This window comes from Amycolatopsis sp. NPDC021455 (genome assembly GCF_040640995.1).
In the GTDB taxonomy this organism is placed as follows: domain Bacteria; phylum Actinomycetota; class Actinomycetes; order Mycobacteriales; family Pseudonocardiaceae; genus Amycolatopsis.
Genome location: NZ_JBFACT010000006.1, coordinates 62,808 through 85,363 on the forward strand (window position 1 = coordinate 62,808; position 22,556 = coordinate 85,363).

Genomic DNA, 22,556 nt, shown 5'->3' on the forward strand with positions numbered 1-22,556 from the left:
TCCTGCCCGAATTCGGGCAAGTCTGCGGCTCCGGACCTGCTTTGGGACGCCGAGCCGGCCGACGGGGGCCGGGCGCGGCTGTCTTGAACGACTCGTTCCTGTCGTCGGACGTCCTGAACGAGTCGTTCAGGACGTCGTCGCTTCGACGAGCGGGAGCCGGACCGTCGCGTGCGGGATGACGCCCAGCTCGGCCAGCGCCGCCTTCGCCGCCACCGTGCCCGGGCCCGAGCGCATGAGGCGCTCGGTCAACGGGATCAGGTCGTCGTTGACCGCCCTCGCCTTGGTGAGGTCGCCCTCGCGGACGGCGCGGATGAGGTCCGCGGTGCGGTCGGCTGCCACGTTGGCCACCACGCTGACCAGGCCCGCGGCACCGCACGCGAGGTACGGCAGGTTGAGTTCGTCGATGCCGCAGTAGTACGCCAGCGACGTGCGGGACATGACCGTCATGGCCTCGAACAGGTCGCCCTTGGCGTCCTTGACCGCCCGGATCCGCGGGTGGCCGGCCAGCTCGGCCAGGGTGGCCGGCGCCATCGCGACGCCGGCGCGCGCGGGGACGTCGTAGAGCATCACCGGCAGCGCGGTGGCGTCGGCGACCGCCACGCAGTGCGCGATCACGCCGGCCTGCGTCGGCCGGGAGTAGTAGGGGCAGACGAGCAGCAGCGCGTCCGCACCGGCCGCCTCGGCTTCGCGGGCGCGGCGGATGCTGGCGGCCGTGTCGTAGGTGCCCACGCCGGCGATCACGCGTGCGCGGCTTCCGGTCTGGGCCACCACGGCCCGGACCAGCCGCGCGGATTCCGTCTCGGTCAGGGTGGGGGACTCGCCGGTGGTCCCGCCGACGACGAGGCCGTCGCAGCCGGTGGCCAGGAGGTGGTCGACGAGCCGGGTGAGGCCGGGCTCGCTGAGTGCGCCGCCGGGCCGCATCGGGGTCACCATCGCGACGAGGTTGGTGCCGAAATCGGTCATGTCCCGACCCTGCCCGGCGCGACTACTGTGGTCCAGCGATGCTTTTTTGCCGATATTGCGTAGCCTGGCTTCATGATCGAGGTCGGTGCGCTGCGGGCGTTGCGCTCGGTGGCCGCGCTCGGGACGCTGGCGCGGGCGGCCGAGGAGCTCGGGTTCACGGCGTCGGCGGTGTCGCAGCAGATCAAGCGGCTGGAACGCCAGGTCGGCGTGCCGGTGCTCGCGCCGGCGGGCCGCGGGGTGGTGCTGACGCCGGCCGGGCAGGCCATCGTCGACTCGGCACCCGACGTGTTCCAGGCGCTGGAGCGCTGCGCGGAAGCGGCCCAGTCGGTCTCGGACGGCGCGCCGCGCGGCACGCTCCGGGTGGTGGCCTTCTCGACCGCCATCCGCGGCCTGCTCGCGCCCTTGCTGCCCCGGCTGGCTTCCCGGTGCCCGGACTTGCGGGTGCGGATCACCGAGCAGGACCCGGACGAGGCGTGGCACGGCGTCGGCACCGGGACGGCGGATCTCGCGCTCGTCCACGACGCCGACGGGCTGCTGCCCGCGCCGCTGCCGCCGTCGCTGGTACGGCGCCGGGTGCACACCGACGTCGGCGACCTGGTCATGAGCCGCGAGCACCCGCTGGCGCGGCTCGAGCCGCCGCTCGGCGGCGCCGACCTCGCCGGGCACGCGTGGGTGACCAGCCCGCCGGGAACGGTGTGCCACCAATGGTTCCGCCGGCTGTTCGCGGACGAGCCGGACGTACGCCACCTGGTCGACGACTTCGCCACGCAGCTCGCGCTGGTCGCCGCCGGCGAGGTGATCGCGCTGATCCCGCGCCTCGCCCGGCCGCCGCTGGGCGAGGGCCTGCTCGCGCGGCCGTTGCGCCGGCCGCCGAAGCGGGAGGTCCACGCGGTGTGGCGGCGAAGCGCCGACACCAGCCCGGCGATCCGGGCGGTGCTGGCCGAGCTGGCGGCGGGCTGCCACGCCGCGTGATCCCCGTGCCGGGCCAGCGCCCCAATGTGGCGTTGGGTGCGTTGGACGCACCCAATGTGGCGTTCGGTGCGTTGAGCGCACCCAATGCCACATTGGGGCGTTTGGGGCGAGGCTGGAGCACCCGGCTGAACCGGTCGGTGCGGGACTAGGGTCGAAGGCGTCCCGGAGTGGAGTTCGTCGAGGAGGCGTTGTGCCTGTTGCCGCCGCGATCGCGTTCACCTGGCTGGGGATGGTCCTGGCGATCTCGTTCCTCGAAGCGCCGCTGAAGTTCCGGGCGCCCGGGGTCACCCTGCCGCTCGGGCTCGGCATCGGCCGGATCGTGTTCCGTGCGCTCAACCTCGTCGAAGCCGTGCTCGCCGTCGGCATCGGCGGGTGCCTGGCCGCCGGGCCGCGGAGCGGGCCCGCCGTCGTGCTCGGCGCCGCGGTGGCCGTCGTGCTGCTCGTCCAGCTGGTCGCCGTCCGGCCGGTGCTGACGCGGCGGTCGGATCGCGTGCTGGCCGGGGAAGACGGGCCGCGCAGTCACGCCCACTTCGTCTACATCGGACTCGAGGTGCTCAAGGTGGCCGGTCTGGTCGCCTTCGGCGCCGCGGCCCTCGCCTGAGCCGGGCGGGCTTTCAGCGACGGCGGCGGGCGAACCCGTCGAGCAGGCAGTCGAGGCCGAGCTCGAACCGCGAGTCCGCGGTGAAGTCCGGCATGTCGTGCAGCCACGGTTCGAGCGAGTCGTCGGCCATCTCGGCGGCGTACGACGGCAGGTCCGCGGTCGAGCCGATGCCGAACCGGCCGAGCATCTCGAGTTCCCGGCTGACGCTCATCGCGGTCCCGGTGACGTAGTTGTCCAGCAGCGAGGCGTAGGCGACGGCGGGCGCGAGCCCCGCGCCGTCGAGCACGGTCATCAGGAACGCGGCCCGCCGCATGGTGCGGGGGCCGAACGGCGGGCGGCTGTCCACCAGCTCGGCGTACCAGCGGTGCCTGCCGATCATCGCCCAGAGGCTCGTCGCGAGCCCGCGCAGGTCGCCGCGCCAGTCGCCGCTCGGCGCGGACGGCACGGCGACCTCGGCCGACACCTCGTCCAGCATCAGGTCGACCAGGCCGTCCTTGTTGAGCACGTAGCGGTACAGCGACATCGGCGTCGACACGCCGAGCGCGTCGGCCACCGCGCGCATCGTCAGGGCGGCGACCCCGCCGGCGTCGGCGACCTCGATCGCGGTGCGCACGACCGCCGCGCGGGTGAGCGCGTTCTTCCGGCCCGGCGGCTCCGGGTGGTGCCAGATCAGCGGGGGTGGCATGGCCGGAGTGTACAACGTACAGTCGCGTGTACGACGTACATTCGGGAGGGGCGGATGGAGCTCAGGGGCATCAACTACGACACGGGGTTCGGCGGCGCGGTCGGCGACCGGTCGCGCGTCGCGTTCGATCCCGCGGTGGTGCGGCGGGAACTGGAGATCATCGCGCGGGACCTGCACTGCGACGCGGTCCGGATCAGCGGGGACGACCCGGCCCGCCTCGTCCTGGCCGCGCACGCCGCGGTCGACGCCGGGCTGCGGGTGTGGTTCGCGCCCTTCCCGATGGACCTGACGCCGCCGGAGCTGCGGCCTTACCTCGCGGACTGCGCCCGCCGGGCGGAGGAAATCCGGGCCCGTGACCCGGAGACCGTGCTCGTGCTCGGCTGTGAGATGTCGTTGTTCTCCACCGGGTTCGTGCCCGGCGCGTACCTGCTGGAACGCCTCCGGAACGCGGGGAACCCCGAAGCGTGGGCGACGTTCTCACCCGAGTGGGACTTCGCCGAAGTCCTGCGCGACATCGCCGCGGACGCGCGGCAGCACTTCGGCGGCAAGATCACTTACGCCTCAGGGGACTGGGAAGACGTCGACTGGTCGGGGTTCGACTACGCCGCCGTCGACCTGTACCGCTCGGCCGACAACGCCGACGGCTTCGCCGAGCGCGTGCGCAGCCACCTGGGTCACGGCAAGCCGTTGGTCATCACCGAGTTCGGCTGCTGCACCTACCGGGGCGCGGCCGACGCGGGCGGCACGGGCTGGACGATCGTCGACTTCGAGAGCGAGCCGCGTGTGCTGAACGGCGACTACGTCCGCGACGAGGCGGGTCAGGCGGCGTACTTCACCGAGCTGATGGACGTCTTCGAAGCCGAGGGCGTGCACGGCGCGTTCTGGTTCACCTTCGCCGGCTACGAGTGCCCCTTCGACCCCGAGCCGCGCCGGGACCTGGACATGGCCAGTTACGGCGCGGTGAAGGTGCTGCCCGGCGGCCTGGCGTGGGAGCCGAAGGAGGTCTTCCACGCCATCGCGGCCCGGTTCAGCCGGCCAGCGCGTCGTCCCGCGTAGTCGTCACGGCCAGCGCTTCGTGCAGGCCCGTCAGCTGCAGGGTGCGGCTGACGACGCCGTGCTCCGGGGCGACGACGCGGACCCGCGTGCGGTCGCCGCCCGTGCGGCGGGCCTCGAGCAGGACCGTGATGCCGATGGAGGCCAGGAAGGAGACCTCGGTCAGGTCGACCACCAGCAGCGCCGGTGCGCCCTCGAGCGCCTTCGTGATCGCTTCGCTCAGCACGGGGGCGCTCAGCAGGTCGACCTCGCCCGTCGCCGCCAGCACGACGGCGCCGCCGGAGTGGTGCGGGGTCACGCGCAGGAGGTCCTGGGGCCGGAGCCGGTTGCCGTCAGCGGTCACGATTCCCCCCGACTTGCTTCGACGACCGAGCCATGTCGGATCCCTTCTTCGCCGGTCCGGACTTCACCGGGTCGGGGGTACCCCGGCACGGCAAAGAGCAAACACCCGGGAACGACCCGATGGGCTCAGTGCTCGCCCGCCGCGCGGACCAGGGTTTCGGTGGCCCACCGGTAGTCCGGTTTGCCCGAAGGCGAGCGCTGGATGCGGGGGACGACGTGGGTGAGGCGGGGGAGCTTGTAGCGCGCGATCAGCGGGGCGAGGTGGTCTTCGAGGTCCTGCCGGGTCACGGCGCCGGCGGTGGGGTGGAGCTGGAGGACGGCGGCGACCCGCTGGCCCCAGCGCGGGTCGGGGATGCCGGCGACGACGGCGTCGGCGACCGCCGGGTGGGACTTCAGGGCGGCTTCGACCTCCTCGGGGTGGATCTTCTCGCCGCCGGAGTTGATGCAGATCGAGCCGCGGCCGAGGAAGGAGACCGTGCCGTCGGCGGCCACCGTCGCGTGGTCGCCGGTCAGGGCCCAGCGGACCCCGCCGGCTTCGACGAAGGTGCGCGCGGTCTTTTCGGGGTCCCCGTAGTAGCCGAGCGCGATGTGGCCGCGGCGGGCCACCTGGCCCACCACGCCGCTGCCGGGCTTGACGGGCTGGAGGTCGTCGCCGAGGACGGTGGTGGTCTCGTTGACGGTGAAGTGCCGGTTCTCGTCCACGCCGACGCCGCTGTGCCCGGTCTCGGTCGACCCGAAACTGTCCACTATGTACAGCTCGGGCACGTGGGCGCGCAGGCGGTCGCGGACCGGCTGGGTGAGCAGCGCGCCCGCGCTGGCGACGATCTTCCACGTCGGCAGCGGCCGGGGGTGCGCGTCGAGGGCTTCGACGATCGGCATGGCCATCGCGTCGCCGACGATCATCATCGTCTGGCAGCCCAGTTCCTCGATGACGCGGACCGCCGCCTCGCCGGAGTACTTGCGGACCAGGCAGACCTTGCTGCCGCCGAGGAAGCTGATGAACGAGGCCAGCACGGACGTGCCGTGCATGAGCGGGGGCGCGGCGAACATGACGAGCGGGTCGGCCGCCGCCGCGCGCGGGCCGGCGTCCTCCGGCTTGGTGAGGCCGACGACGCCGGCGCTCATGCCGCCGAAGAGCAGGTCTTCGTGCCGCCACACGACGCCTTTCGGCAGGCCGGTGGTGCCACCGGTGTAGATGATCATCCGGTCGTCGGCCGACCGCGCCGGGAACCCGTCGCGGTCGTCCGGCTGGGCGGCCAGCGCGTCCTCGTACCGCTGCGTGCCGGGCAGGGGTTCGCCGGGCCCGACGGCCAGCAGGTGCCGCAGCTTCGGCACGTCCGGCAGGACCGCGGCGACCCGGTCGGCGAACTCGGTGTCGTACACCAGCCCGACGAGATCGGCGTTGTCGTAGAGGTACCGCAGCTCGTCGCGGACGTACCGGAAGTTGACGTTGATCGGCACCGCGCGGATCTTCAGCAGCCCGAGCAGGGTTTCCAGGTACTCCGGGCCGTTCATCAGGTGGCACCCGACGTGGTCGCCCGCCCCGACGCCGGCCGCGGCGAAGTGGTGCGCGAGCCGGTTGGCGCGCTGGTCCAGCTCCCGGTAGGTGAGCGTTTGCCCCTCCGAGTACAGGGCTTCGCGGCCGGGGATCGCGTCGGCGATGTTTTCGAAGAGGTCGGCCAGGTTGAACTCCATCACGCCTCCCGCAGGTACGCGGCGGTGCTGCCGCCGAGCGGGAGGGCGGGCAGGCCGAGCTTGCGGTGGTCCCACGACCGCGTCCGCTCGACGTCGAGGCGGACGGCGACCCGCTTGGCGAGCATGAACTCGACCATCGGCCGGGCTTCTTCGGTGTAGGGGCCGGTGTAGCGCTCCCAGATGTCGACGCCGACGCGCCACAACGCGTCGGCGTCGTCGACGATCTCGGCACGCCCCTCCAGGGCGACTCCGCGCAGCGTGTCGTAGGTGCCGCCGGTCTCGACCATGACGGTGACCCGGCCGTCGCGCCGCAGGTTCGCCGCCTTCTGCGACTTGGCCTTGGTCTCGAACCACAGCGCGCCGTCGAGCACGGCGTACCACATGGCGACCAGGTGGGGCTGTCCCGACGGCGCGACCGTGGCGAGCGTCGCGACCCGCTGCCGCCGCAAGAACTCCGTGACCTCCTCGGCGGACATCACGACCTGCTCGCGCTGGTTCACGCCCATGAGAGCCCCTTTGCCACTCGATGAGACTGTGTATATTTTGAGACTATGTCTCATAGCCAACCGGAAAGCCTCGCCGTGCGCAAGAGGCGGGCGACGAACGCGCGGATCGCGGCGTCGGCGGCCCGGCTGGCCGGTCTGCACGGGGTCGGCGGCACGACGGTGGACCAGATCGCGGCGGACGCCGACGTCGCGCGCGCGACGTTCTTCCGTTACTACGACACCAAGGAGAGCGCGGTCGCCGAGGGCATCACCGGGCCGTGGCTCACGCTGGTGACCGAAGCGATCGCCCGTCAGCCGGACGACCTGCCGGCGAAGGAGGCGCTGGTGGCGGCGTTCGGCGAACTCGCGGCCGAGTTCCCGGCGCACGCGGGCCAGATCCGCGAACTGGCCCGGCTCACCCGCTCGTCACCGACCCTGGGCGCGTGGACCACGCAGGCCTACCACCGCTACGAGCAGGCGATCGCGGAGCTGCTGACCCCCCGTTTCGACGGCCTCGCCGAGCACGACCCCCGCCCCCGCCTGCTGGCGGCCCTGGCGATGGCGGCGGTCCGCATTTCCCTCGACGACTGGATCGACCACGGCGGAGCCCTCCCGGATCGCATTCACCACGCCCTGCGCACGATCACCATCAACCCGGATCAGGGCAGCGGGTCGGAGCGGTAGCGGGTGATCTGGTCGAGCAACGCGGTGACCGCGCGGTCGGGTGGGCAGTCGCGGAGGAGGCGCTCCAACGGGGCCAGGCGGTCCTTGGGGCGGACTGAGCCCAGGTCGCGGGCCAGGTCCAGGGCCTCCGTGCCGACGCGGGTGGCTTCGTCGAAGTCGCCTTGGGCCGCGTGGTTCTGGGCCAGCATGATCAACGTCAGCGAGCGGCTGCGGGCCATGTCCGTGCCGTAGCGGCCGGCCGCCTCCGTGAGGTGCGTGATCGCGTCGGCGGGGACCGAGGCCAGTTCGGTCAGGACCGTTCCGCGCATCGCCGCCATGTCCGCCGTCCCGAAGAACGCCTCCCACGGCCGCGGTTCGGGCCAGGTCGCCGCCTCCGCGAACGCCGCTTCGGCCTCCTCCAGCCGGACGAGGGCCGCCCGGGACGCGCCGCCCATGGCGAGGGCCCATGCTTCGTTCGCCGCCAGGATCGCCAGGGCACGGCGGGAATCCGAGCGCAGGGCCGCCGCCCGGCCGTGCGCGAACTCCGTCAGCGCGCCCGCGACGTCGTGGCGGTGCAGGTGCAGGCGGCCCAGCCGGTACCGGATGTTCGCGACGAGGTTGTCGTTGCCCGCCTCGGTCGCCAGCTCCAGCGCACGCTCGAAACGACGCCGGGCCGGGACGTCGTGGCCGATGTCGAACTCCGTCCAGCCCAGGAGGTTGTGCACGTCGGCCAGCACCGTGAACAGCCTCGCCCGCAACGGGTCCGGCACCGTTCCCCAATGCAGCAGCAGGCTCGCCGTCTTGACCACCCGGACGGCGTCCCGGCAGAACCCGCCGCCCTGCCGGTAGTCCAGCGCCCGCAGCACACCCACGGCCGCTTCCAGGGCCTCGACGTCGGTGGTCTCGATCCGGATCGGCAGCGGCTCGTCGCCCGTCGTCGTCACCATGACCTCACCTCGCGCCACCCACACGCATGGTCAGTCGGCAGTATCGGCGACACGGGAATACCCACGGCGGGCCCGCAGGAAACGGGCCCGCCGTGGGTGTCACTCCTTCGGGGAGACGCTCAGTGCCGGTACCCCGGCGAGTCGACCAGGCGGACGCCGACCCCGCCCCGGACCGTGCCGAGGTCGGTCAGCGCCACGGTTTCGAGGCCGTTCCCCGGACCGCCGTCGCTGGTCACCGCCAGGGCGAGGGTGTTGCGCCCGCGGGGATTCAGAATGCCGTTCGGCAGCGCGAACGTGTGTTGTGGACCGACGTCGGCGATGTACTGCCCGAGGTTCCACCCGTTCACGAAGATCAGTGCCCGGTAGTGGCCGCCCGACCGCGGCGTCGCCGGGTCGCCGATGGTCAGGCCCAGCGAGGCGTCCTGTCCCTTCGGGACGTTCAGGGCGAAGTCCGTGCGGTACCAGGTGGTCCCGGGCGCCGCCGTCGCGGCGGGGACCTCGCCCGGCGCCCAGCGGGCGTCCGGGTAGCCCGGCAGGGACCAGCCCGCGCGCTCGCCGTCGAGGCCGCCGTTGTTCAGCGGGCCCCGCACCGGATCCGGGACGCCGCCCCGGATCTTCCACGCGACCCCGGTGAGCGACGACGAGATCAGCCCACGGCCTTCCTTGTGGGCGTCGTTCACGCCGCCGTCCTCGTTGTGGCCATTGTTGCGCACCATCACCGAAAGGACGTGCTCGCCGTCGCCACGCAGTTCCTCCGGGACGGCGAAGGTGGCCGTGCCGGTCGTCGGCGGGGACGCCAGCGCGCTCGGCAGCACGTGCTGGCCGAGGTAACGCCCGTCGAGCCACGCCTGCAGCATCCCGGCGCCGCCACCGCCGTAGGTCAGGCTCAGCTCGGCCGGGACCGGACCGCTCGTGTGCCCCCGGTACCAGACGTCGCCGGTGTGGAAACCGTAGTCGTCCGCGGTGAGAACCGGTTTGTCCGCGGCCGGCCACGCCCGGTCGTCGTAGCCGGCCGCCGATTCGGGCGAGCCGGGAGCCTGCTTCCACTTCGTCAGCGGAGGAAGCTCGACGGCCACCGGACCGGGAAGTTGACGCGTCGCCAGCAGACTGGACGACGTCGTCCGCCGGGCCGGCACCGGCCGCCCGTTCCACGAGACCATCGCCGCGGGACCCCACACTTCGAGGTCACTGGCCCGGGCGGTGTCGCCGGTCAGCGCCAGGAAGGGGCCGAACGACCGCGCGGTGCGCAGCAACGCCGGGCCGCGGACCAGAACCGGACCGGCCGCGGTGTCCTGCCGCCAGAACGTGTCGGCGGTCGCGTCGTCGGCCAGCAGAAGGGTGACCGGAGGACGGCCGCCGCCGGAGATCCGGACCCGGATGAGTCCATTGTGGACGTAGTTCAGCCGCAGGTCGCCGTGTGCGGCGTCCCAGGTGGCCGTGGCGGCACCGGAAAGGACGTCCACCCGGGGCTGGGTCGCGTACCGCAGGGTCGTTTCTCCGTCTTCGCCGGGACGGCCGTTCAGCAGCACGGTGCCCTCGACTGAGGTCATGATCTCCGACGTCGAGTACACCAGGTGCTGGCCCGCGAGGTCGAAGTTCGCCACGAGGTGCTTGGCGTCCTGGCCGTTCAGCCGGAGCGTCCCGGACTGCGGGACCGTGTAGGAACCGTCCGGTGTGGACACTCCGAAAGTGAACGCGTCGTCCGTGGTGGCCTTCGACGGGTTGTGCACCGGCAGGTAGAAGTGCGTCTTCGTGTCCGGGTTGACGTTGTGGTAGACCTTCACAGCCGTCGAAGACGGCGTGACGGGGTCTGCCTTGTCCTGCTTGGTGAGCGGCGGCACCGCCTGCAGGAAATAACCCAGCTCCTTCATCGTCAGCGCCTTCGGCCGCAGCTGACGGCCCTCGTCGATGGCCGCGCCGTAGTCGTACGACGAGTAGACGACCGGGGCGGGCAGCCAGCCCCACGACGTCCCGCCGAAGGTCATGTAGAAGTTCTGGATGGTCAGTCCGTTCGCGATGTTGGTGCCGTAGAACACGCGCTCGTAGCCGGGACCCTGGCGGACGGCCGTGCACGGGTAGGTCCCGTTGCTGCCCCAGTAGTCGAACCAGCCGCCGCCGAACTCGGCGGTGAACCCGGGCGTGTTCGGCGAGGCGCTCGCACCGCCCTTCGCCCCGCCCGGCCCGTAGAGCCCCCAGTCCGGCGCGTTGGCCGGCGGGCCGGGAGTGGCGTCGGGACGGCAGGTGCCGGCCGGGTAGGTGTCCCACGCGTAGAGGTCGACCTTGCCCGGCACCGTGCCGGGCACGCCGGAGTCCGGCGGGACCCAGATCCCGTTGCGGCCCTTGTCGTTGTGGAAGACCGGGACGGCGATGCCGTCGGCCCGCACCTTGTCGTAGAGGTGCGCGATGTAGTTCTGCTGGGACACGCCGGTGGCGGCCAGCTCGTTCTCGATCTGGTAGAGGATCACCGAGCCGCGGCCGTCGGTGTACTGGTGCCGGGCGATGATCCGGTCGATCTGAGACAGCCACTCGTCGGCCGCCGCCAGGTAGTCGGGCGCGTCGCTGCGGGCCTTGCCCGCCTGCGTGGTCAGCCAGCCGGGGAAGCCGCCGCCGGTGACCTCGGCGTTGATGTACGGACCGGGCCGCGCGATGACGTACAGCCCGGCCTCGGCCGCGAGGTCGAGCACGCGGTCCATGTCGCGGACGCCGGTGAAGTCGTACACCCCGGGCGCGGGCGAATGGTAGTTCCAGTCGAAGTAGATCGAGACGGCGTTGTAGCCGGTGGCCTTCATCTTCTGCAGCACATCACGCCACAGGTCCGGGCTGGGCAGCCGGAACGGGTGGAACTCGCCGGACCAGACGAACTGCCGCCGCCCGTCCAGCATCAGCGAGTACTTGTCGAACGTGACCTGGTGCCGGGCGTGCGGGACCGCCTCGGCCACCGGCGCGCTGCTCACCCCGGCCGCCGTGGCGAGGGCCAGCGCGAGGGCGAGAAGACGACGTCTCATCCGTCAAAGCCTTTCGGGACGCAGGAACCGCGACAGCGGCAGCCGGGCCTGGCCCGCGGCGCGCGCGACGAGGGCGGCGAACTGTTCGGCGCCGTACCGGCTGAGGTGGGTGGCGTCGTCGACGCCGTCGTGCGCGAGCGTCAGGTACAGCGGCCAGGAAGCGGCTTCGCCCAGGCTTTCCAGCAGCGCCTGGCTGCGCGCGGTGAGGTCGAGCAGCGGGGCATTCCACTGCTGGGCGACATCGCGCATCACCGCGGGCAGGTCCACCCCGAGGTTGTTGACCACCAGGCCGAGCGGGGTGAGCTTCCCGTCCGGGCCGAACCGGTGCCGCACCGGCGGCGTGACCAGCACGGCGAATCCGCCCTGGGCCCGGACGCCGTCGATCAGCGTCGCGAGGTTGGCCCGGTAGACGTCTTCGGTCGTCTGCTTGTCGTTGTGCGCCAGCTGGATCAGCACCTCGTCGCCGGGGCGGATCATCGGGCGCACGCGGGGGAAGTAACGCGGGTCCGCGAGGTAGCTGACCGTGCTCGCGCCGGACTGGGCGTAGTTCCGCACGCTCGGCCCGGCCCGGAAGAACTCCGGCAGGGCCTGGGCCCAGCCGTTCTTCGGCAGGTTCGTCCAGTCGGCGGCGGTGGAGTCGCTGATGACGAAGATCCGCGGCGCCCGCGGCCGCGGCTTGACGGCGATCCGGGCCGGCCGCGGCGCCGGGCCGGTCAGCCGGACCTGCAGGCCGGGGGTGCCCGGCCCGTCCTCGCCGCTCGGCATGCCTTCCGGGGTGCGCACCTCGACGGTCACCGACCGGTGGACGTACTCGCCCGGCCGGGTGGCCACCGGGGCGAGCACGATCCGGCGGGCTTCGACGTCGAGGCCCGTCTGCCCGGTGAGGAGCGCCTCGATTTCGTAGTCGCCCGCGGGCACGTCGAACGAGCACGAGCCGTCGCACACGGTCCAGTGCGGGGAGGCGTCCGCCGGGGCCGCGCCCAGCACGAGGAGCGCGACCATGGCGAGGATCTTCACGGCGCTTCCTCCGGGGCGATGGCGAGCAGAGCGATGGTGGCCAGGTTGCGCTGGGCGAAGTCGTTGGTCGCGAACGTGGCGAAGTCGCCGGCCGGGTTCGTGGTGGTCCGGGTGGGGATCTCCGTCACCGGGCTCGTCACGGCCGTGCCGGTGACGCGTTCCGCGGGCGGCCACGGCTTCCCCGCGGGGTCGCTGGTGAACTGGTCCCAGCCGCGTTTGCGCAGGCTCGCGTCGCCGAGCTGCTCGCCCGCCCAGGCCGTGACACGGGAGTAGATCGTCTTGAACAGCCCGGGGTTGAAGTCACGGCCGTACCGGGCGATCTTCTCCGCCGACGGCGCCTGGGCGTACCGGGCGAAGTCCAGGTAGGTCCGGCGGAACTCCGGGACGTCGACCAGGTCGAGGGCCTCCCAGAGGATCTGCTCGCCAAGGAAGGCCATCGAGAGGTTGTAGCCGCCGTCGAAGTCGCCCTTCGCCAGGTTGACCAGGTGGCCGGTCGCCGGGTCGAAGCCGACCGCGCCACCCGCCTCGCCGGTGAAGAGCCCGGCGGGGAAGGTGGCGATGTCCTGCATGCCGGTGACGATCCGGTCGCGCCAGCGGACGTCGCCGGTGCGCTCCCATTCCGTCAGCCAGTTGCCGACCAGCGCGTACCAGTCCGGTCCGATCCGGACGCGGGCCGGTGCTTTCGTCTGCGGTGGCAGGACTTCGCGCAGGGGATCGACCGTGCGCAGCGTCTCGTCGGCCTGCAGCGACGACCGGATCAGGTCACCCAGCAGCTCGTCGGCGGTGAGGTAGTAGGAGAACCGTTTCGTGAACGACTCGCCGACGCGCGCCTCCTTGGCGCCGTCACCCCAGTGCACGACGTTGTGGCGTGACCCGAGCCCGGCGAACCGGCCGCTGTGGTGAGTGTCCACTTCGGACACGTGCTGGGTCATGGCGTGCGCGAGCCGGAACGTCCGGGGATCGCCCGAACGCAGGAAGGCGTACCAGAGCAGGGCGTCCGTGCCGAGCTCGGCGTTGTCCCAGGCGTACCCGCCGACGTCGTAGCGCCATTCGTGGCGGTCGGCATCGTAGGTGTGCATGACGTCGCCGTAGTGCCAGAACCCGTACCACTCGCGCTCGTCGACCTGGTCGGCGTAGAAGCCGATCTCCCGGGCGATCCCGTCTTCCAGGGCGGCCCGGGCGGACGTGCTGCGGTCGGGCAGGCTCCAGCGGCCGAACACCCCGGCCGCGTGGTACGTCTCGGGAGTCGTGACGAGCTGCGGCGGCGTGGTCAGTGTCGCCGAGAGCGCGGCGATCGTGTCCCGGGACGGGGTGGCCGCCAGTGCCCAGAGCCGGATCTCCGTCGAGCGCATCATGCCCTGCGGTGTCGCGAAGCCTTCTTGGACGTCCTCGTAGGACAGGTCGAGTCCGTGCGCGACGGTGTCGTAGGTGCGCAGGTCCATCGCGGGGGCCAAGGGGGAGTACGACCAGAGCGTCACCGAGGCCGTGTCCGCGGCCGCGCCGCGGATGTCCAGCGAACGCGGGGCGCGCTGCCAGAAGTCGCGCAGGCCGAAGCCCAGTCCGCCGCCGACCCCGCCGACGTAACCGAAGCCGGACGCGCGGTCGCCGCGGCCCGCGTGCTTCAGCCAGCTGCCCGCCGCGCTGGTGCGTTTCCACACGGCGAAGTGGCGGGCCGACTCCTGGAACAGCGTGAAGTCGTTCCACAGCGCCAAGTTCTGGTAGCCGTCGCGCACCTGCTGGCCCCACTGCGAGACCGGCGGGGTGGCGGTGCCGTCGGCCTGGGCCTTCCGGACCGCCGAGCCGGGGTCGCGGCGCAGGCCGGTGAGCACCCGGACGGGCTCGCCCCAGACGCCGCCCGCGGCCGTGCCGAAGCGGACGTGCCGGTTGTGCGGCTCGTCGGTCAGCGGGACCGAGAACCGCAGGCCGAGCCCGCGGACGAAGTCGTGGTTTTCGTCGGCGTCCCAGCGGAAACTGTGCACCACGCGCAGGGAGTCGTCACCCGCGCCGAGGTAGACGCGCATCGTCCAGGGCAGGATCGCGCGGGTGCCGCGGCCGCGGTCGCGCCGGTACCGGCCGGTCAGCTTCACCACCGCGCGCACCGGCCCGGACTGCTCGACCTCGGCGCGTTCGACGATCCCCGTCCAGTCCTCGCGGCGCGGCGAGCGGGAGTCGCCGTCGTCGTCCGGCTGGTCCTGCAGCCGCAGCACCAGCTCGCCGTCGCGGGCGACGACCCGGTCGCCGCGCGAGAGCGAGGGCACGGCGACGGCCCCGGTCGTGGCGAGCTTCAGCTCGACCGTTCCGTTGGCCACGACGATTTCGCGGGGTGACCGGCGCACGGTGACCGGAACCGGTGGCGGCGCGGGCGTGCCGGGCGCCAGCACGAAGGCGTCCGCCGTCGCGGACGACGTCACGGCGTGGCCGGTCCACTTGACCGAGCCGTCCGGCCAGTACGCGAGCGGCCACGACTGCACCGGGACTCCGCCGCCGTCGCCGGCGTGCAGGGCCAGCGGCGCGTTCTTGGACAGCGTTCCCCGCGGCCAGGGGACGCCGAAGGCGCAGCCCACCGGGGCGGCGGGCCTGCCGTCCAGCCAGTGCAGGCGCACCTCGCCGTTGCCGGCCGCCGCGGAGGGGGCCGCCACCGCGGCCGCCGGGGGTGTGACGGCGGTGGCGGCCAGGGCCGACACACCGCCGAGGAAGACTCTTCGGGAAAGGGGGAACTGCGGGGACATCGTCGGCCTCCGGATCAGCTCGTCGCTGCCGCGATGAACCGATTCAAACCAGACCATTCCGGGCTTGTCAACCCGGTCGACCCGATCAGTCCAGTCCGTGAGTAAGCGCTTTCTCGGTGATCGGATGAACGGTTGCCTCCGTTCGACCGATTCGAAAGTATCGATGCTTTCGTTGGAATCATTGCTGGTTGACGGCGCCCGCGCGCGGACTTACCGTGCTTGAACCGATTCAAGACCGAAATTCCGGTGAGCTCGCCCGGTGGTGGTCTCCAGAAGGGAAATTCGATGAACGGACGGTTCGGGGTGCGTGCCGGCCTGGTGGCGGCTGTGGCGGTCACGCTGGCGGGGCTGGTCACGGGGTGCGGCGGCGGGGGCGACGCGTCGGGGCCGACGACGATCCGCTTCGTGTGGTGGGGCAACGAAGACCGGGCCAAGGTCACGAAGGCCGCGGTCGATCTGTTCATGAAGGACAATCCGGGCATCACCGTCCGGACGGAGTACGCGGGCTACGACGCGTACTTCCAGAAGCTGTCCACCCAGGTGGCCGGGGGCGCGTCCCCGGACCTGATCCAGCTGGACCGCGCCACGCTCGGCGAATACCAGCACCGCCACGTGCTCGAGGACCTGGGCGCCTACGTGGGCAAGACGATCGACGTCACCGGGATCGCGCCCGAGCTGCTGGCGGGCGGGAAGATCGACGGCAAGCAGTACGCCGTGCCCGGCGGCCAGACCACGCAGATGCTCGCCTACGACGCGGGCGTCTTCACCAAGGCGGGGGTCGAGCCGCCGTCCGGGCCGGGCCGGAGCTGGACCTGGGCGCAGTTCGCCGACGGCCTCCGCAAGGTCGCCGCGACCGGCGTGGCCGGGACGACCGACTTCGGCTGGGCCGTCGACTGGTTCGAGGTGTGGCTGCACCAGCACGGTCAGCAGCTCTACACCGACGACGGCAAGCTCGGCTTCACCGCCGCCGACCTGACGCGGTTCTGGACGCTGACCGGTGACCTGCGGGCGAGCAAGGCCGTGACCGCGCCTGAGGTCACCGCGAAGATGGACGGCTCGATGCCGAACTCCGGCCTGGTCACCAAGCACGCCGGTTCGGAGGTCAACTACGACTCCAGCCTGAGTGCCTATCTGTCCAGCTACGGCCCGGGCATCAAGGCCGCGCCGCTGCCGACCGACGGCCCGGCGTCCGGCATGGCCGCCATGCCGCCGGTGAGCTTCGCCGTCGCGCAGCGCTCGGCGCACAAGGAGGCCGCCGCGAAGTTGCTGAGCTTCCTGGTCAACGACCCGGAAGCGGGCAAGCTGCTGGGTGTCGCGCGCGGCCTGCCGCCGAACACCAAGATCCGCGAACAGGTCTGCGGCGCGGCGCAGGCCGCCACGAAGGCCGTGTGCGACTACGAGAAGTCCGTCGCCGACCGGATCGGCCCGGCGACCGGCCTGTGGCCCACCGGTTCCGCGGCGATCAAGCGGGACTTCCAGCGCGGCTACGACGACGTGATCTTCGGCCGGACGAGCGTCGCCGACGGGGCCGCCCGCCTGGTGCGGACCGCGCAGCAGTCCCTCGGATCCTGAGGGCCGCACGATGACGCAAGCCGTACTGGACCGCCCGGTGACGCCGGAACGGGCCGTGCCCCGCCGTCGCCGGAGCGGCCAGGGCGTGGGGTACCTGTTCCTGTCGCCCTGGCTGATCGGGGTGCTGGTGCTGACCCTCGGCCCGATGATCGCGTCGCTGTACCTGTCGTTCACCGACTACGACCTGTTCGACGCGCCGCACTGGGTCGGCCTGGACAACTACGTCACGATGTTCACCCGCGACGACCGGTTCTGGCACGCGGCGGGCGTGACCGCGCGGTACGTCGGGCTGTCGGTGCCGCTCAAGCTCGGGCTGGCGCTGGCCGTCGCGATGCTGCTCAACCGCGCCCGAACCGGCGCCGGGCTGTACCGCTCGGCGTTCTACGCGCCCTCGCTGCTCGGCGCCAGCGTGAGCCTCGCCCTGGTGTGGCGCGCGATGTTCTCCACCGGCGGCACGGCCGACCGGGTGCTCGCCGCGTTCGGCCTGGACACCGGCGGCTGGGCCGACCAGCCGCAGTTCGCGCTGCTGACCGTGATCGCGCTGGCCGTCTGGCAGTTCGGCGCGCCGATGGTCATCTTCCTCGCCGGGCTCAAGCAGATCCCGAAGGAGCTGTACGAGGCGGCGGAGCTCGACGGCGCCGGCCCGGTCCGCCGCTTCCGGTCGGTGACCCTGCCGATGCTGTCCCCGGTCCTGCTGTTCAACCTCGTGCTGGAGACCATCCACGCGTTCCAGTCGTTCACCGGCGCGTTCGTCGTCAGCAGCGGACGCGGCGGGCCGAGCGACTCGACCCTGCTCTACACGCTGTACCTCTACCAGCGCGGGTTCACCGACTTCCGGATGGGCTTCGCCTCGGCGATGGCCTGGGTGCTGCTGGTGGTGATCGGCGTGCTCACCGCGCTGCTGTTCCGCGGTTCGCGCCGGTTCGTCTTCTACGCGGGGGAGAGCCGATGACCCGCCGGTCGTGGGCCTGGCACGTGCTGATGGTGCTCGTCCTGCTCGTGCTGCTGTACCCGGTCGTCTGGCTGGTCTCGGCGTCGTTCAAGCCCGCGGAAGAGGTGCTGGCCGGGCTGTCGCTGCTGCCGTCCCACCCCACCGGCGACAACTACACGCAGGTGTTCGGCGGCGTCGCCGGGTACAGCGTGTGGCACTACTTCGCCAACTCGCTGGTGATCTCGGCCGGCGCCGTGCTCGGGAACGTCCTGTCCTGCTCGGTGACGGCCTACGCGTTCGCGCGGCTGCACTTCCGCGGCCGCGGGCCGATGTTCGGCTTCATGCTCTCCACCATCATGCTGCCGCAGCACGTCGTGCTCATCCCGCAGTACGTGATCTTCCAGAAGCTCGGGCTGGTCAACACGTTCTGGCCGCTCGTCCTGCCGAAGTTCCTGGCCACCGACGCCTTCTTCGTGTTCCTCATGGTGCAGTTCATCCGCAGCCTGCCCGGCGAGCTGGACGAGGCCGCGACGATCGACGGCTGCGGCCCGGTCCGGACGTTCCGGTACGTGATCGCGCCGCTGCTGCGGCCGGCCCTGATCACCACCGCGATCTTCACGTTCATCTGGACCTGGAACGACTTCTTCTCGCAGCTGATCTACCTCAACGACCCGGAGAAGTTCACGCTGCCGCTGGCGCTGCAGATCTTCGTCGACCAGACGAGCCAGTCGGCGTTCGGCCCGATGTTCGCCATGTCGGTGCTCGCGCTGCTGCCGATCGGGCTGTTCTTCTTCGCCTTCCAGCGGTACCTGGTGGAAGGCGTGGCGACGTCGGGGCTGAAGGGATGAGCACGTCCACCCGCTCGCTGGGCCTGCTGGCCGAAGTCCTGTTCGTGGGCGTGCTGGTCTGTGTGGCGTCCGTCTTCGTCGTGACGGCGCTGGCCGCGGCGGCGGCCGGTTCGGTCCTGCTCACCAGAGTCGTCGCGGGCGGCCGGACACCCACCGTGCGCCGGTTCCTCCGGGAGTTCCGGGTGGCGCTCGCCCATCCGGTCGCCGTTCTGGCGCCGGCGGGACTGGTGCTCGTCGGCGGCATCGACGTCGTCGCGGTGCTGGGCGGGCTCCCCGGCGGCCGGGCTTTCGGCGCCGTCCTCGGGGTGGTGCTCGCCGCGCTCCTGGCGGCGGGGCTGCGTGCGGCGGCGGGCTGGCGGCCGGGTCGTCGGTGGCCGGAGGTGCTGGCGTCGGCCGGTCGGGAGACCGTACTGGACTGGCGTGGCAGCGCCGGGCTGGTCGCGGCGATCGTCGTCGTGGCCGTCGTCGTCGGGCAGGCGCCGGCGTTCGCCGTCGTCGCCCCGGGGCTGCTCGTGCTGGCCGCCGTCGCGGTCCGCGCCCGGGAGCGGCGGTGAAGCCGGCCATCAGCATCCGCGACGTCGCGATCCGCGCCGAGGTGTCGGTCGGCACGGTGTCCAACGTGCTGAACCGCCCGGACGTGGTCGCCGCCGCCACCCGCGAGCGGGTGCTCGCCGCGATCGACGCCCTGGGGTACGTCCGCAACGAGCCGGCGCGGCAGCTGCGCTCCGGGACCGCCCGCACGATCGGGCTCGTGGTGCCGGACGTGGGCAACCCGTTCTTCACCGACGTCGCCCGCGGCGTCGAAGCGGCGGCGAGCGAGGCCGGGCACGCGGTGATCCTCTGCAACAGTGACGAGTCGGTGACCCGCGAACGCGGGCACGTCGAGCTGCTGGCCTCGCAACGGGTGCACGGCGTGCTGATCACCCCGGTGCAGGCCGGCCCGATGCCGCTGCGGCAGCTGCAGGACCGGGGGATCTCGGTCGTCCTGCTCGACCACCCGACGGCCGAGGAGGGCCTGTGCTCGGTGGCGGTCGAGGACCGCCACGGCGGCGAGCTCGCGGTCACCCACCTGCTCGCCGAGGGCTGCGGGCGCATCGTGATGGTCAACGGCCCGGCGGGCATCCACCAGGCGGCCGAACGCCACCGCGGCGCCCGGGACGCCCTCCGCCTGGCCGGCCGTCCTCCGGACGTCCTCGAGGTCCTCACCGTGCCGGCCCTGAACGTGGCGTGCGGCCTGCGGGCCGGCGAGCAGCTGCTGGCCAGGGCGGTGCTGCCCGACGCCGTCTTCTGCGCGAACGACCTGCTGGCCCTGGGGCTGCTCCAGGCCACCGTGCGCGCGGGGGTGCGGGTCCCGGAGGACCTGGCGATCGTGGGCTACGACGACATCGACTTCGCCGCCGCGGCCGCGGTCCCGCTGACGTCGGTCCGCCAGCCGCGGCACGAGATCGGCCGCCGGGCCGCGGCCCTGGTCATCGCCGAGTCGGAGTCGCCCGCCGAGCACGAGCACCGGCACGTCGTGTTCACCCCGGAGCTGGTGGTCCGCGAGTCGAGCCGCCGCCCGCGGCGGGCGAGACGGCCGTGAGTACACACAGGACTGGCCCGGCGCGCGAGAAAACGCTTTCTCCGGCATCGGCGCCCGCGTGCTTAACGTTAAGCGGTTCGGCCGTTTTCCTTCTCGCCGCCGGTGTTCCACCCGTGTCCGCCGTGTTACCGTGGGAGCGCTCCCAGCATGAAACTTTCCTGTTGAGTGGTTCTCCAGGAGGTCGGTAATGAACGGGCGATTCCTCCGCACGCTCCTGGCCGGCGTGCTGCTGGCCGCCTGCGCCGTCGTGGCTCCCGCGGCGGCCGGGGCGGCCACGCCGACGCGGGTGATGGCGCTGGGCGACTCCATCACCGGCTCGCCGGGCTGCTGGCGGGCGCTGCTGTGGAAACACCTGCAGGACACCGGCCACGCGGACGTCGACTTCGTCGGAACCCTGCCCGCCCAGGGCTGCGGTTTCCCCTACGACGGTGAGAACGAGGGCCACGGCGGGTTCCTGGCGACCGGGATCGTGCGGGACAACCAGCTGCCGGGCTGGCTGTCGGCGACGCACCCGGACATCGTGCTGATGCACCTGGGTACCAACGACGTCTGGAACAACATCCCGGCGGCGACGATCCTGGACGCCTACACGACACTGCTGGGCCAGATGCGGGCGGCGAACCCGGCCATCAAGCTGATCGTCGCCAAGATCATCCCGATGAACCCGAGCAACTGTGCCGCCTGCGGCCAGCGGGTGGTCGAGCTGAACAACGCCATCCCGGCCTGGGCGCAGGCGCACTCCACGGCCGCGTCCCCGATCACCGTGGTCGACCAGTGGACCGGGTTCGACACCGCGACGGACACCACTGACGGCGTGCACCCGAACAGCACCACCGGCATCCAGAAGATGGAGAGCCGCTGGTACCCCGCCCTGGTGGCTGCGCTCGGCCCCGGCACGCCCACCGCGACCGGCCTGCACGTCGACGGCCCCCGGATCCTCGAGGGCAACGGCGCGAACTTCGTGATGCGCGGGGTGAACCACGCGTATGTCTGGTACCCGGGCCAGAACCGGGCCTTCGCCGACATCAAGTCCTTCGGCGCCAACACCGTCCGCGTCGTGCTCGGCAGCGGGCAGCGGTGGGGGCCGACGCCGGCCGCTGAGGTCACGAGCGTCATCGGACTGTGCAAGCAGAACCGGCTGATCTGCGTGCTGGAGGTGCACGACACCACCGGGTACGGCGAGCAGAGCGGGGCCGCGACCCTGGACCAGGCGGCGAGTTACTGGATCAGCGTGGCCAGTGCCCTCAAGGGCCAGGAGAACTACGTCGTGATCAACCTGGGGAACGAGCCGTTCGGCAACAACCAGCAGGTGAGCGCGACCTGGGCGAGCGCGACGAGCGGCGCGATCAGCCGGCTGCGGGCCGCCGGGCTGCAGCACCTGCTGATGGCCGACGGGCCGATGTGGGGCCAGGACTGGCAGAACATCATGCGGGACAACGCCGCCACGGTGTTCAACGCGGACCCGCAGCACAACACGGTCTTCTCCATCCACATGTACGGCGTCTACGACACCGCGGCCGAGATCAACGCCTACTTCGACAGTTTCCGGACCGCCGGGCTGCCGCTGGTCGTCGGCGAGTTCGGGGGCATGCACACCGACGGCAACCCCGACGAGGACACGATCATGGCCCAGGCGCAGGCCCGCGGCCTCGGCTACCTCGGGTGGTCCTGGAGCGGCAACAGCAGTGACGTCGCCTACCTCGACATGACGAACAACTTCGACCCGGCGAGCCTGACGGCGTGGGGCGAGCGGTTCCTCAACGGTGCCAACGGGATCAAGCAGACGTCGAAGGAAGCCACGATCTACGGCGGCGGCCAGGTGGACACCGAAGCGCCGTCGGTTCCCGGGACCCCGGCCGTCTCGGGGGTGACGGCCAGCGGGGCCACGCTGAGCTGGACGGCGTCGACGGACAACGTCGGGGTCGCCGGGTACGACGTCCTCCGCGCGCCGGGGGCGAGCGGTGGCACGTTCGCCGTGGTCGGTTCGGCCGCGACGACGTCGTTCACCGACAGCGGCTTGGCGGCGTCGAGCACCTACCGGTACCAGGTGCGGGCCAGGGACGCGGCGGGCAACACCTCGGCGGCGTCCGGGATCGTGTCCGTGACGACGGGTGCGGGCGGCGGCACCGGGGCGTGCAAGGTCACCTATTCCGCGTCGAACTGGGGTGGCGGCAACGGGTTCACCGCCAACGTCACCGTGGTCAACACGGGCACGAGCACGGTCAACGGGTGGACGCTGGCCTTCACCTTCGCCGGCGGCCAGCGGGTGACCCTCCCCGGCTGGGGCGCCACCTTCGCCCAGTCCGGCGGCGCGGTCACGGCCACCAACCTCAGCTGGAACGGCACGCTGGCTCCCAACGCGTCGGCCGGCATCGGCTTCAACGGCACCTACAGCAGTACCAACCCGGCCCCGACCGCGTTCACGCTCAACGGGAGCAGCTGCTCGACGAGCTGACGCAATATCCA

19 protein-coding genes are annotated in these 22,556 nt (G+C 72.0%); 10 read left to right on the forward strand and 9 right to left on the reverse strand.

Going from position 1 to position 22,556, the window contains the following annotated elements:
- Positions 1-126: 126 nt before the first annotated feature.
- The gene (gene dapA / locus AB0G28_RS11460) at positions 127-963 is read right to left on the reverse strand and encodes a 4-hydroxy-tetrahydrodipicolinate synthase (protein ID WP_361086449.1); all 837 of its coding nucleotides are present in this window, start codon (positions 961-963) and stop codon (positions 127-129) included.
- A 72-nt stretch (positions 964-1,035) separates the two neighbouring features.
- Here dapA and AB0G28_RS11465 point away from each other — a divergent pair, with 72 nt between their 5' ends.
- Positions 1,036-1,935 carry a LysR family transcriptional regulator gene (locus tag AB0G28_RS11465; RefSeq protein WP_361086452.1) on the forward strand — a complete coding sequence of 300 codons (900 nt, stop codon included), beginning with the start codon at positions 1,036-1,038 and terminating at the stop codon, positions 1,933-1,935.
- A 229-nt stretch (positions 1,936-2,164) separates the two neighbouring features.
- Entirely contained in the window at positions 2,165-2,536 is a 372-nt protein-coding gene (locus AB0G28_RS11470; RefSeq protein WP_361086890.1) for a hypothetical protein, read from the forward strand.
- Positions 2,537-2,549: 13 nt separating this feature from the next.
- On the opposite strand, the gene AB0G28_RS11475 is transcribed toward AB0G28_RS11470, so the two are convergent.
- A complete protein-coding gene (locus tag AB0G28_RS11475) occupies positions 2,550-3,221 on the reverse strand; it encodes a TetR/AcrR family transcriptional regulator (protein ID WP_361086454.1) in 672 nt (223 codons plus the stop codon).
- A 54-nt stretch (positions 3,222-3,275) separates the two neighbouring features.
- On the opposite strand from AB0G28_RS11475, the gene AB0G28_RS11480 reads away from it, so the two are divergent.
- A complete protein-coding gene (locus AB0G28_RS11480) occupies positions 3,276-4,277 on the forward strand; it encodes a hypothetical protein (protein ID WP_361086457.1) in 1,002 nt (333 codons plus the stop codon).
- On the opposite strand, the gene AB0G28_RS11485 is transcribed toward AB0G28_RS11480, so the two are convergent.
- The 3 genes from AB0G28_RS11485 to AB0G28_RS11495 all read right to left on the reverse strand — a co-directional run bounded on the left by AB0G28_RS11485 (position 4,249) and on the right by AB0G28_RS11495 (position 6,817).
- Positions 4,249-4,617 (reverse strand): STAS domain-containing protein, encoded by a 369-nt coding sequence (locus AB0G28_RS11485; RefSeq protein WP_361086460.1) that lies wholly within the window; start codon positions 4,615-4,617, stop codon positions 4,249-4,251. The genes AB0G28_RS11480 and AB0G28_RS11485 overlap by 29 nt on opposite strands.
- Before the next feature lie 125 nt (positions 4,618-4,742).
- Positions 4,743-6,311 (reverse strand): acyl-CoA synthetase, encoded by a 1,569-nt coding sequence (locus AB0G28_RS11490; protein ID WP_361086463.1) that lies wholly within the window; start codon positions 6,309-6,311, stop codon positions 4,743-4,745.
- Positions 6,311-6,817 (reverse strand): PPOX class F420-dependent oxidoreductase, encoded by a 507-nt coding sequence (locus tag AB0G28_RS11495; RefSeq protein WP_361086466.1) that lies wholly within the window; start codon positions 6,815-6,817, stop codon positions 6,311-6,313. The genes AB0G28_RS11490 and AB0G28_RS11495 overlap by 1 nt, the downstream gene beginning before the upstream one ends.
- Before the next feature lie 45 nt (positions 6,818-6,862).
- On the opposite strand from AB0G28_RS11495, the gene AB0G28_RS11500 reads away from it, so the two are divergent.
- Positions 6,863-7,480: a TetR family transcriptional regulator gene (locus tag AB0G28_RS11500; protein ID WP_361086469.1), complete on the forward strand. Its 618-nt coding sequence runs from the start codon at positions 6,863-6,865 to the stop codon at positions 7,478-7,480.
- Here the strand turns inward: AB0G28_RS11500 and AB0G28_RS11505 are convergent.
- The 4 genes from AB0G28_RS11505 to AB0G28_RS11520 form a co-directional block, all read right to left on the reverse strand.
- The gene (locus AB0G28_RS11505; RefSeq protein ID WP_361086472.1) at positions 7,456-8,406 is read right to left on the reverse strand and encodes a hypothetical protein; all 951 of its coding nucleotides are present in this window, start codon (positions 8,404-8,406) and stop codon (positions 7,456-7,458) included. The genes AB0G28_RS11500 and AB0G28_RS11505 overlap by 25 nt on opposite strands.
- A 119-nt stretch (positions 8,407-8,525) precedes the next feature.
- On the reverse strand, positions 8,526-11,411 hold the full coding sequence (locus AB0G28_RS11510) for a beta-galactosidase (protein ID WP_361086475.1): 2,886 nt from the start codon (positions 11,409-11,411) through the stop codon (positions 8,526-8,528).
- Between the two features lie 3 nt (positions 11,412-11,414).
- Complete coding sequence (locus AB0G28_RS11515) at positions 11,415-12,428, reverse strand: GDSL-type esterase/lipase family protein (protein ID WP_361086478.1); 1,014 nt, start codon at positions 12,426-12,428, stop codon at positions 11,415-11,417.
- Positions 12,425-15,157, reverse strand: coding sequence for a hypothetical protein (locus AB0G28_RS11520; RefSeq protein WP_361086481.1), 2,733 nt, complete (start codon positions 15,155-15,157; stop codon positions 12,425-12,427). Before AB0G28_RS11520 ends, AB0G28_RS11515 begins: the two co-directional genes overlap by 4 nt.
- A gap of 285 nt (positions 15,158-15,442) precedes the next feature.
- On the opposite strand from AB0G28_RS11520, the gene AB0G28_RS11525 reads away from it, so the two are divergent.
- The 6 genes from AB0G28_RS11525 (at position 15,443) to AB0G28_RS11550 (ending at position 22,545) form a co-directional block, all read left to right on the forward strand.
- Positions 15,443-16,729, forward strand: coding sequence for an extracellular solute-binding protein (locus tag AB0G28_RS11525; RefSeq protein ID WP_361086484.1), 1,287 nt, complete (start codon positions 15,443-15,445; stop codon positions 16,727-16,729).
- Positions 16,730-16,739: 10 nt separating this feature from the next.
- Entirely contained in the window at positions 16,740-17,681 is a 942-nt protein-coding gene (locus AB0G28_RS11530; protein WP_361086487.1) for a sugar ABC transporter permease, read from the forward strand.
- Positions 17,678-18,508, forward strand: a complete 831-nt coding sequence (locus tag AB0G28_RS11535) for a carbohydrate ABC transporter permease (RefSeq protein WP_361086490.1) — start codon at positions 17,678-17,680, stop codon at positions 18,506-18,508. Before AB0G28_RS11530 ends, AB0G28_RS11535 begins: the two co-directional genes overlap by 4 nt.
- Complete coding sequence (locus AB0G28_RS11540) at positions 18,505-19,062, forward strand: hypothetical protein (RefSeq protein ID WP_361086492.1); 558 nt, start codon at positions 18,505-18,507, stop codon at positions 19,060-19,062. Before AB0G28_RS11535 ends, AB0G28_RS11540 begins: the two co-directional genes overlap by 4 nt.
- Complete coding sequence (locus AB0G28_RS11545) at positions 19,059-20,090, forward strand: LacI family DNA-binding transcriptional regulator (RefSeq protein WP_361086495.1); 1,032 nt, start codon at positions 19,059-19,061, stop codon at positions 20,088-20,090. Before AB0G28_RS11540 ends, AB0G28_RS11545 begins: the two co-directional genes overlap by 4 nt.
- 187 nt (positions 20,091-20,277) lie before the next feature.
- Complete coding sequence (locus AB0G28_RS11550; protein ID WP_361086496.1) at positions 20,278-22,545, forward strand: cellulase family glycosylhydrolase; 2,268 nt, start codon at positions 20,278-20,280, stop codon at positions 22,543-22,545.
- Positions 22,546-22,556: the final 11 nt, after the last annotated feature.